At 68.6% G+C, this 9,907-nt stretch carries 10 protein-coding genes; 6 read left to right on the forward strand and 4 right to left on the reverse strand.

All coding sequences use genetic code 11. The annotated features are described in order from the left end of the window. The first annotated feature begins 19 nt into the window (after positions 1 to 19). Both ABD116_RS37190 and ABD116_RS37195 read left to right on the forward strand, forming a co-directional pair. Positions 20 to 460, forward strand: coding sequence for a low molecular weight protein-tyrosine-phosphatase (locus ABD116_RS37190; protein WP_343981891.1), 441 nt, complete (start codon positions 20 to 22; stop codon positions 458 to 460). 52 nt (positions 461 to 512) lie between these two features. Beyond that, on the forward strand, positions 513 to 1,925 hold the full coding sequence (locus ABD116_RS37195) for a M1 family metallopeptidase (RefSeq protein ID WP_343981895.1): 1,413 nt from the start codon (positions 513 to 515) through the stop codon (positions 1,923 to 1,925). A 112-nt stretch (positions 1,926 to 2,037) separates the two neighbouring features. On the opposite strand, the gene ABD116_RS37200 is transcribed toward ABD116_RS37195, so the two are convergent. Together ABD116_RS37200 and ABD116_RS37205 are read right to left on the reverse strand one after the other, a co-directional pair. Continuing rightward, on the reverse strand, positions 2,038 to 3,252 hold the full coding sequence (locus tag ABD116_RS37200; protein ID WP_343981897.1) for a pyrophosphate--fructose-6-phosphate 1-phosphotransferase: 1,215 nt from the start codon (positions 3,250 to 3,252) through the stop codon (positions 2,038 to 2,040). Between the two features lie 90 nt (positions 3,253 to 3,342). Then, positions 3,343 to 3,837, reverse strand: coding sequence for an Lrp/AsnC family transcriptional regulator (locus ABD116_RS37205; protein ID WP_343981900.1), 495 nt, complete (start codon positions 3,835 to 3,837; stop codon positions 3,343 to 3,345). 63 nt (positions 3,838 to 3,900) lie between these two features. On the opposite strand from ABD116_RS37205, the gene ABD116_RS37210 reads away from it, so the two are divergent. Both ABD116_RS37210 and ABD116_RS37215 read left to right on the forward strand, forming a co-directional pair. Further along, a complete protein-coding gene (locus tag ABD116_RS37210) occupies positions 3,901 to 4,806 on the forward strand; it encodes a DMT family transporter (RefSeq protein ID WP_343981903.1) in 906 nt (301 codons plus the stop codon). Beyond that, positions 4,803 to 5,777 carry a TIGR03560 family F420-dependent LLM class oxidoreductase gene (locus tag ABD116_RS37215; RefSeq protein WP_343981905.1) on the forward strand — a complete coding sequence of 325 codons (975 nt, stop codon included), beginning with the start codon at positions 4,803 to 4,805 and terminating at the stop codon, positions 5,775 to 5,777. The genes ABD116_RS37210 and ABD116_RS37215 overlap by 4 nt, the downstream gene beginning before the upstream one ends. Here the strand turns inward: ABD116_RS37215 and ABD116_RS37220 are convergent. Beyond that, positions 5,774 to 6,772, reverse strand: a complete 999-nt coding sequence (locus tag ABD116_RS37220) for an acetamidase/formamidase family protein (RefSeq protein ID WP_343981909.1) — start codon at positions 6,770 to 6,772, stop codon at positions 5,774 to 5,776. The two genes, ABD116_RS37215 and ABD116_RS37220, sit on opposite strands and share 4 nt — an antisense overlap. Positions 6,773 to 6,910: 138 nt before the next feature. Between ABD116_RS37220 and ABD116_RS37225 the strand changes: the two genes are divergently transcribed. Next, on the forward strand, positions 6,911 to 7,603 hold the full coding sequence (locus ABD116_RS37225; protein ID WP_328330988.1) for a response regulator transcription factor: 693 nt from the start codon (positions 6,911 to 6,913) through the stop codon (positions 7,601 to 7,603). 362 nt (positions 7,604 to 7,965) lie between these two features. Further along, positions 7,966 to 9,459, forward strand: coding sequence for a sensor histidine kinase (locus ABD116_RS37230; RefSeq protein ID WP_343981911.1), 1,494 nt, complete (start codon positions 7,966 to 7,968; stop codon positions 9,457 to 9,459). 80 nt (positions 9,460 to 9,539) lie between these two features. Here the strand turns inward: ABD116_RS37230 and ABD116_RS37235 are convergent, their stop codons facing one another. Further along, positions 9,540 to 9,863, reverse strand: coding sequence for a MerR family transcriptional regulator (locus ABD116_RS37235; RefSeq protein WP_343981914.1), 324 nt, complete (start codon positions 9,861 to 9,863; stop codon positions 9,540 to 9,542). Between the last annotated feature and the right edge of the window lie 44 nt (positions 9,864 to 9,907).

Consider the following 9,907-nt stretch of genomic DNA (forward strand, 5'->3'; position numbering starts at 1 on the left):
TGGCGCGGTGACTTCGGCAGTGAGGCGCATCGAGGTCGTCTGCACGGGAAACATCTGCCGCTCCCCGATCGGCGAGGTCGTGCTCCGCGCGAAGCTCGCCGACGCGGGGGTGGACGACGTGGTCGTGACGAGCTCCGGCACGGGCGGCTGGCACATCGGCGACCCGATGGACTCCCGCGCCGCCGCGGCCCTGGCCCGGCGCGGGTACGACGGGAGCGCGCACCGGGCGCAGGAGTTCCGCAGCAGCTGGTTCGCTGACCGCGACCTGGTGCTGGCGATGGACTCCGGCCACCTGGCCGCGCTGCTCCGGCGGGGTGGCGACGAGCTCGTCGTACCGGTCGAGTTGTTCGCCGACGCGGACGTACCGGATCCGTACTACGGCGACGACGCCGGCTTCGACGACGTCCTGGACCAGATCGAGAAGGCCGCCGACCGCTGGGTCGACCGGCTTTCCCAATAGGTAAAAGGAAACGGATACGCCCGCGATACGCGCCGGCTGATTACGTGGCGGGATGAATCTCAGACGACTCCCGCTCGCCGCGACAGCGGTCGCGATGATGATTTCGACGGTGGTCGCCGGACCCGCCACCGCACAAGGGTCCGGCGAACGCCTCTACCCCGGCCTCGGCAGCAGCGAGTACGACGCGCAGTCGTACACCGTTGCCTATGACTACCAACCCGGCACGACCCAGATGACGTCGTCCGTGGACATCGTTGCCCAGGCCAAGCAAAGTCTGTCCGGCTTCAGCCTGGACGCCGTCGCCAAGCAGGTCAGCGCCGTCACCGTCAACGGTCTGCCGGCGGAGTACAAGCTGGACAACACCGCAGAGAAGCTGGTCATCATCCCGAAGCTCCCACTGCTCGAGGGCCTCCCGTTCCGGGTGCACGTCGCCTTCACCGCCGACCGGTCACTGCAGCCGAAGGCGCCGCAGTTCCCCGAGCAGGATCACTTCCAGCACTGGATCCCCGCGGACGACGGCTTCGCGCTGCTCGGTCAGCCTGACCGCTCGCACCTGTTCTTCCCGATGAACGACATCCCGAGCGACAAGGCCGTCGTCACCTTCCGGGTCACCGTTCCGAGCGACCTGCGGGCGGTCGCGGGCGGCACATTGCGCTCCAAGAAGACCGTCGGTGGCCGGACGACGTACGTCTACACGACCCGCGATCCCATCCCCACCGACGTCGCCCAGCTCGCGGTCGGCCACTTCACCGAGATCAGGGCCCGCGGCCCGCACGGACTTCCGGTACGGAGCTATGTGGACACGCCCAAAGCGGCAGCCGCCAAGACGCGGGTCGGACTCATCCCGGAGCAACTGCGCTGGGTCGAGGAGCAGCTCGGTAGCCGGTACCCGTTCGAGACGTACGGAGTACTGGGCATCCGTGGCGAGACCAACGTCGCCCTGGAGAGCGCCACCCTGTCCATGTTCACCGCCGACTACCTGGCCGACCCGTCGACCCAGGGCACGGCCGTGATGGTCCACGAGCTCGTTCACCAGTACTTCGGTGACGCCGTCTCCGTGCGGACCTGGGACGACATGTGGCTCAGCGAAGGCCACGCGAGCTACTACGGCGGCCTCTACGCCTCCGTGAGCGGCGGCCCGTCGTTCGAGGACTTCATCCAGCGGGCCTACGAATTCGACCTCGGCAACCGCCCGCAGTACGGCCCACCCGGTCGCCCGGCCGACACGCTCGACGTCCTCGGCGGTACCAACGCAGGCGGCGCCGTGATGCTCTACGGCCTGAAGAAGCAGGTCGGCGCGAAGACCTTCCGGCAGATCGAGCACACGTTCTTCGAGCGCTACCGCAACAAGTCCGCGACCACCCAGGACTACATAGACGTCGCCAACCAGGTCTCCGGCAAGGACCTCACGGCGTACATCACCAGCTGGATCTACGGCAAAACCACCCCCGACCTCCCGTCCTGACAAGCCCACATCATGTGGGCTTGAACAAGCACCGGTGGGCTTGAACACGTTATTACTTGTTCAAGCCCACCGTTGGGTGTCCGAGCCCACATGATGTGGGCTCGGACCGGGGTCAGCTGGTCTGCCCGATCTCGGCCAGCAGGCCGGCGAACCACTCCACGGAGGGGTCGAACTCCTTGCCGCCGGCGATCCGCGGGAACTCGATCGCGCGCAGCTCGTCACCGCGCTCCTCGTCGTGCCCGACGACACCGCTCTCGCCGCGCAGCGCCGCGTCGACCGCGTAGTCCGTGCACTGCTTGATCAGCGCGAGGTCGGCGTCGTTGGCCGCGGCGGACCGGCTGAAGTAGCCGCTCTTCTGCACCATCGTCTTCTCCGCGCCGATCCGCTCGGCGAACTGCTTCGCGAACCAGGCACCCGGGTTGACCGCGTCCAGCTTCACGTGCCCGAACGGGTCCCGCGGCACGTCCTCGCCGCGCGCCTCCAGCTCGGCCACGATCGACGGCACGCCGGCGCCCTCGGACAAGAAGATGGTGACGCAGTCGTTCTCGTCCATCACCGCCTTCAGCCGCTCCGCCTCGGCGTCCAGGTCGATCGTTGCCTCAGGCACGTAAACGGCGTGCACGTCCCAGCCGCTCGCGTCCAGGCCGATGCCCGGGTTCCACTCCTGCGCCTTGACCCACTTGCGGTACTCCGCCGCGGTCGCGGCCGTCAGCCAGCCGCAGTTGCGTCCCATCACCTCGTGGACGACGAGCATCCGTGGGTTCGAGCTGTGCTCCGCGATCACGTTCTTGGCGAAGATCGCGCCCTGCTCGGCAGCGGTCCAGGCGCCCAGGCTCTGCTTGATCGGGATGACGTCGTTGTCGATCGTCTTCGGCAGGCCGACCACGGTCAGGTCGTAGTCGTGCTCCTGCAGGTACGCCGCCAGGTCGGCCGCGGTGGTGTTGGTGTCGTCGCCACCGATCGTGTGCAGCACGTCGACACCGTCCGCGACCAGCCGCTCGGCCGCCACCTGGAGGGCGTTCTGGCCGTCCTGGATCAGGCCCCGCTTGATCAGGTCGGCGGTGTTGGTCAGCTTCACCCGGCTGTTGCCGATCGGGCTGCCACCGAACTTGTGCAGCAGGCCCGCCTTGGCCCGGACCTCGGGCGTGATGTCGAGGTGCCGGCCGCTGAGCAGCCCGTGGTACCCGTTCAGGTAGGCGATGATCTCCACGTCGGGCGCAACTTCGCTGTAGCGCTCGATCAGCCCGCCGACGGCGGACGACAGGCAGGGCGCGAGCCCGCCCGCGGTGAGAAGGGCAACTCTGCGGACAGACTTGTCGGCAGCCATGGTCAGGGTCCTTCCGGAGGTCACTGAAGTCGCCCTCAGCCTAGTGATGCAGACCACTTCGAGCGCTGGTTGGGGTTGAGAGACGGGACCTCACTGACCGAAGTTGACCGGCCTCGGCTCGATCGGGCTGGAGACGATGAACGAGCTGGTGGTCTGCCCGTGCACCAGGAACTTGTCGAGAACCTCCTCGAGCCCCGCGATAGCGGCGACCTGCACGCGCATCAGGAAGCAGTCCTCGCCGGAGATCCGGTGGCACTCGACGACCTCGGGGGTGCGTTGAGCGAGCTCGATGATGCGCGGGATCTGGCCGGGGCCCGGGCGGAGCCGGACCCAGGCGGCGATCGGCAGGCCGAGCGCGGCCGGGTCGACGTCCAGCCGATACCCGCGGATCACCCCGGACTCCTCCAGCCGCGTCACCCGCTCCCGCACGGTCGGCGCCGACACCCCCAGCCGCCGGGCCAGCTCGGTCGTCCGCAACCGCGGATCGGCCGCCAGCTCCTTCAGGAGGCGGACATTCAGCTCATCCAGAACCGGTTTGTCGGTTTGAAGGCTGAGAGCCGCAATCGCATTCGCTTCGGTAATCATCAAGCGCCTCTTCGGTAGGTATCGCCATGGGAAAGCGACAAAGACCTTCCTAGGGTAAACAGAGTGACGACCGTCGTGGAAGCCTCTCCCAAAACCCTGCTCGTGACCGGCGCGGCCACCGTGTCCGTGCTGCTGTGGGGTTCCTCCTTCGTAGCCATCCGCCACGCCGGCACGGAGTTCTCGGCCGGCTCGCTGTCCCTCGCCCGCCTCCTGGTCGGCAGCATCCTCCTCGGCATCTACCTGTACTTCCGTGAGCGCCCCACCCGAGCCAGCTGGCCAACGAGACGCGACTGGCCGCCACTACTCGCCTGCGGCCTGCTCTGGTTCGGCGTCTACAACCTGACCCTTAACGCTGCCGAGCGCCGCCTAGACGCCGGCACTGCGGCCATGCTGGTCCACATCGCCCCACTCCTGATCGCCCTGATGGCCGGACTGACCCTGGGCGAAGGCTTCCCACGCCAACTCATCATCGGCAGCCTCATCGCCTTCGGTGGCGTAGTGCTGATCGGTACTGCGACCTCCACCGGCCGCGCCGAGACCTGGGGAGTCATCCTCTGCTTCGTCGCCGCCATCTCGTACGCCGTCGGCGTGGTCGCCCAGAAGCCGCTCCTGACCCGCCTACCCGCCGCACTGGTCACCTGGCTGGCCTGCATGATCGGCACGGTCGCCTGCCTCCCCTATGCCCCCACCCTCGCCAGCGAGCTCAGCACGGCAAGCGCAGGCACCATCTGGTGGGTCATCTACCTAGGCGCCTTCCCCACCGCCCTCGGCTTCACCACCTGGGCCTACGCGCTCCGCCGCTCGACGGCCGGCCGGATGGGCGTGACCGTCTACGCCGTACCAGTGGTCGCCATCGGGCTCGCCTGGCTGCTCCTGGGCGAGACGCCGGCCCTGCTCGCACTCATCGGAGGAGCACTCTGCCTCGGCGGGGTCGCCGTCTCCCGAAGTACCGGAAGGAAGTCCTCATGAAGTTCGGAGTCTTCGTACCGCAAGGCTGGCGGATGGATCTGGTCGAGCTGGCCGATCCGGTGGAGCAGTGGGAAGCGATGACGGCCGTCGCCCGCACCGCCGATGCCGGGCCGTGGGACTCGATCTGGCTGTTCGACCACTTCCACACCGTGCCCGAGCCGGTCCGCGAGACGGTCTTCGAGGTCTGGACGGCGACCGCCGCGCTCGCCCGCGACACGAAGCGGGTCAGGATCGGCCAGCTGGTCGGCTGCAACGGGTACCGCAACCCCGCCCTCTACGCGAAGATGGCCGCCACCGTCGACGTCGCCAGCCACGGCCGGCTGTTCGCGGGGCTCGGCGCGGGCTGGTCGGAGCACGAGTGGACGGCGTACGGGTATCCGTGGACCAGCCTCAAGGACAGGATGGGCTCGTTCCGCGAGTCGGTCGAGCTGATCCACAGGCTGTGGACCGAGGAGGACGTCGTCTTCCACGGCAAGTACCACTCGGTCGACAAGCCGTACGTCGAGCCGCGACGCAAGCCCCCACTGCTGATCGGTGGCGGCGGCGAGCAGGTCACGCTCAAGCTGGTCGCCCAGTACGCCGATGCCTGCAACTTCGGCACCGGCCGCGTCGACGTCATCAAGGACAAGCTGTCGGTCCTCCGCAAGCACTGCGACGCCGTCGGCCGCGACTACGCCGAGATCGTGAAGACGACCAGCCTCAATCTGTTCCCGATCGATGTCGGCGACGATCCGGTCACCGCGACCGCCAAGGCACGCGGCCGCTACAGCCTGGACGAGTTCCGCGAGATCGGGTCGGGCGGCACGTCGATGGTGCTGGCCGACATCCTTACCAGCAAGGAGATCCGGGTCCGGCTGGAGCAACTGGAGGAGGCCGGCATCCAGTACGTGATCACCTACATCCCCGGTGTCGCGTACGACCACGAACCACTCGAGCGGTTCGCGGCGGACGTCATACCGGCCTTCTCCTAGAGGGTGGCGGCCAGCTCGCGCAGGTGAGCGTGGATGTTGCTGTAGGCATCGACTTTGGGGAGCAGCCCCTTGGCGACCTTGGTGACGACGCTGTAGTTGGCGTCGACGACGTTGGCCAGCGGGACCTCGCTGATCTGGCTGAGCAGCTGGTAGGCGTCCAGCTTGTCGAGGCCGTAGAGCTCGCCGAGCCAGCCGACCATGTCGACCTGGCCTGCTCGCCAGGCGTCCTCGAGTGGGCGGCTGGAGCCGACGACGGCGAGGTGGGTGTCGTTCTCGATCCGCGGCCAGGCCGGGCCGGGAGTCTTGAGGAGCTCGACGATCAGGACGACGTTCATCGAGCCCTCGACGGCGGTACCGCAGGACTCGCCCTCGCCTTGGCGGTAGTGGCCGTCGCCGACCGAGAACAGGGCGCCCTCGACGTTGACGCGGAGGAAGCAGGTCGCGCCGGCCCGCATCTCGGGAGTGTCCATGTTGCCGCCGAACACGTCCGGTACGAGCGACGAGCGGACCTCGCCCGCGGCCGGCGCGACCCCGACCGTACCGAGCATCGTCTCGATCGGCAGGGCGAGCTCCAGATCGCTGCCCTGCGCCTGGAATCCGACCGTCTGGCGCTCGGTGTCGACCTCGTAAATCCAGGTCCGCTCGGGCAGCGGGTCCTGCAGGGTCGCCGTCCGGTCCGTGCTGGTCAGACCGCCGAAGAACGGGATCGTCGCGGACGCACCCCAGCTGCGCGCCGGGGTCAGCTCGACGAAGTGCAAGACGAGCGTGTCGCCCGGCTCGGCGCCCTCGACGTAGAACGGGCCGGTCTGTGGGTTGACGAACGGCATGTTGAGGCTGGCGCTGGCCAGATCCGTCGTACTGCGTAACCGGCCGCAGAACGCGTCCTCGGTCCACAGCCGCATCGCCGTACCGGGTTTGACCCGGCGCAGCGGCGCGGCGCCGCCGAAGGTCCAGGTGAGCTGCTCGTTCGACGGGGTGAATTCGACGATGTCCACGCTCGAAACCTACGTCGGACCGGCCTCCTTCGCGACTGATCAGCGGGTTCTCAGCGGATTCTCAAACAGACCGCATATCGTCGGGAGCCGGAGTTCAACCGGACTTCGGCTTGGACTGCGGGCGAGCGGGAGCGCGAGATGCGGGTACTGGTGGTGGACGACGACCGGGCGGTCCGGGATTCGCTGCGCCGTTCGCTGGAGTTCAACGACTTCGAGGTGGTGACCGCCTCCGACGGCGCCGAGGCGCTCGCGGTGATCGGCAACGTCGAGCCGGACGTGGTCGTGATGGACGTGATGATGCCGCGGCTGGACGGGCTGGAGACCACCAAGGCGTTGCGGGCCGCGGGCAACAACGTGCCGATCCTGGTGCTGACCGCCCGGGACGCGGTCGCCGACCGGGTCGACGGGCTGGATGCGGGTGGCGACGACTATCTGACCAAGCCGTTCGCCCTGGAGGAGCTGCTGGCGCGACTGCGGGCGCTGCTGCGACGCAGTACGACCCCGGGCGAGGGTGGCCCACGCGGTGAGGTCCTCCAGTACGCCGATCTGGTGGTGGACGTGGACGCGCACGAGGTGCACCGCGGCCAGACCCCGATCCCGCTGACCCGCACCGAGTTCTCCCTGCTGGAGCTGCTGATCCGCAACCCGCGCCGGGTGCTCGAGCGCGCGGTCATCCTGGACGCCGTCTGGGGCTACGACTTCCCGACCACGGCGAACTCCCTCGAGGTCTACATCGGCTACCTCCGCCGCAAAACCGAGGTCGACGGCCTACCCCGGCTGATCCACACGGTCCGCGGCATCGGCTACGTCCTGAGAGACACCCCACCGTGACCACCCAACCCCCACCCGACGACTTCCCGCGCTACGTCGGCACCCCCGACGAGGAAACCCTCGAACTCGGCCCCAGCCACAACCGCCCAGGCCGCCCACCCCAGAACAGCTACACCCCTGGCAACCCAGGCACGGCTCCCAAGGCCTCACCGCGCCCAGCAAGCCCCGGGCCGGCACCGCACAGCTCCGGACCGGCTCCCGCGGGCTCCGGTCCGGCTCCAGTCGGCTCAGGCCCGGCTGTTGTCGGAGGATCTGGATCGGGCGGCTCCGGGACGGCTGCTCCGGGCAGCTCCGGACCGGGCAGCTCCGGACCGGGCGGGTCCGGTCCCGATGGGCCTGCGCCCGCGGGCAACAGTGGCCTGGTGGCCGGCACCGTCGCACGGACCCAGGGCTGGTGGCAGGAGAAGCTGCACCAGCTGAGCCTGCACGCCCGGGTGACCTTGCTCGCCGCCGTCACGGTCGGCCTCGCCGTCGCGTTCGTCAGCATCGGCGCCTACGTCACCGTCCGCCAGCAGATGTACCGCAACCTCGACGCCAGCCTGAAGAACCGCGCCGTGCAGGCCGCCAACAACAAGGTGCTCACGAATTACGTCAACCTGCAGAACGTCTCGTCCGATGCCCTGGGCCTCAGCGACATCCAGGTAGGTCTCGTTCTGGAGAACGGCCAGAAGGTCGGCGCCAAGCTCAGTCCGCTCCCGCCGATGGGCGAGACCGAATTGGCCGTCGCGCGCCGCAGCTCGGAGGACGGCTTCAGCATTCAGACAGTCGGCGTACCCGGCAGCCCTCACCACTACCGGGTGGTCGCGGTACCAGCTCAGTTCTGTCCGATCCCCGATGAGAGTTGCCAAGCCGGCGATCCGACCATTCCCGCGGCGTTGGTGGTTGCGCAGTCGCTCGGGCCGATCGACCGGACCCTGCACAACCTCGGGATCGTGCTGTGGGCCATCGGCCTGCTCGGCGTGATCGGCGCGGCGCTGGCCGGCAACGCGATCGCCCAGTCCGGACTACGGCCGCTTGCCCGGCTGACCGGCGCGGCCGAGACGATCGCCCGCACCGAGGACCTCCGGCCGATCCCGGTCAGCGGTTCCGACGAGATCACTCGGTTGGCGGTGGCGTTCAATGCGATGTTGGCGGCTCTGGCGCGGTCGCAGGATCGGCAGCGGCGGTTGGTGGGGGACGCGGGGCATGAGTTGCGGACGCCGTTGACGAGTATCCGGACCAACCTGGATCTGCTCGCGCAGGCCGACAAGCGCGGTGGACTCCGCGCCGAGGACCGGCAGCAGCTGCTCGACGACGTCCGCGCGCAGATGGACGAGCTGACCGCGTTGATCGGGGACCTGACCGAGCTGGCCCGCGACACCCCGCAGGTGCGCGACGCCGAGCTGATCGAGATGCAGAACGTCGTCGAGGACGCCCTGATCAAGGTCCGCCGGCGCGCGTCGGGGATCGAGTGGGACGTCAAGCTGTCGCCGTTCCCGGTCTGGGGCGACGAGCGGCTGCTCGGGCGAGCCGTGACCAACCTGCTCGACAACGCCGCGAAGTACAGCATCCCGGACGACTCGGTCCCGCGGCCGCCGGATGGTGAGCCACTCGGACGGGTCAGCGTTCGCCTGCTGGACGGCGTACTGACCATCACCGATAGCGGCCCCGGTATCGCCGAGGCAGACCTGCCGCACGTCTTCGAGCGCTTCTACCGCTCCAGCGAGGCGCGCAGCCGCCCCGGCTCCGGCCTCGGCCTGGCAATCGTCAAGCACGCGGCCGAGCAACACGGCGGCATGATCTACGCCCGCAACGCGCCCGGCGCCGGCGCCCAGTTCACCCTCTGGCTCCCCCACGCGGCCACCCAGTCCCGCTGACCGCGGGCTGGGTTCCACAAAACAGGTTCCACAAGACAGCTTGCCGGTCCGCTTGTTGCCGGACCGGCCCGTACTTCGAATCAGTTCTGCTCGTCGTCGCCGCGGAGTTCGGCGTTGATCCGCAAGGCGTCGGCGAGCTGGTCCTCGAGGATGATGATCCGGCAGGCAGCCTCGAGCGCGGTGCCGTTGTCGACCAGTTCGCGGGCTCGTGCGGCCAGGCGCAACTGGTAGCGGGAGTAGCGGCGATGGCCGCCCTCGGACCGCTGCGGCGTGATCAGCTTCGCCTCGTCCAGGCTCCTCAGGAAACCTGGGGTGGTGCCGAGCATCTCGGCGGCCCGGCCCATCGTGTAGGCGGGGTAGTCCTCGTCGTCGAAGGTCGCCGGCCGGCTCTCTGCTTCACTCAAATTCTGCTCCATTTGCGGACTAGGGGTCATGCCACCTCCGTGTC

The sequence above is a fragment of the Kribbella koreensis genome, from assembly GCF_039525325.1.
GTDB classification, from domain to species: Bacteria; Actinomycetota; Actinomycetes; order Propionibacteriales; family Kribbellaceae; genus Kribbella; species Kribbella koreensis.

What these genes read in the sequence shown, in the direction of transcription:
- ABD116_RS37195 (WP_343981895.1), top strand. Translation starts at nt 513, where the DNA reads ATGAATCTCAGACGACTCCCGCTCGCCGCGACAGCGGTCGCGATGATG.
- ABD116_RS37200 (WP_343981897.1), bottom strand. Translation starts at nt 3,252, where the DNA reads ATGGCTGCCGACAAGTCTGTCCGCAGAGTTGCCCTTCTCACCGCGGGC.
- ABD116_RS37205 (WP_343981900.1), bottom strand. Translation starts at nt 3,837, where the DNA reads ATGATTACCGAAGCGAATGCGATTGCGGCTCTCAGCCTTCAAACCGAC.
- ABD116_RS37215 (WP_343981905.1), top strand. Translation starts at nt 4,803, where the DNA reads ATGAAGTTCGGAGTCTTCGTACCGCAAGGCTGGCGGATGGATCTGGTC.
- ABD116_RS37225 (WP_328330988.1), top strand. Translation starts at nt 6,911, where the DNA reads ATGCGGGTACTGGTGGTGGACGACGACCGGGCGGTCCGGGATTCGCTG.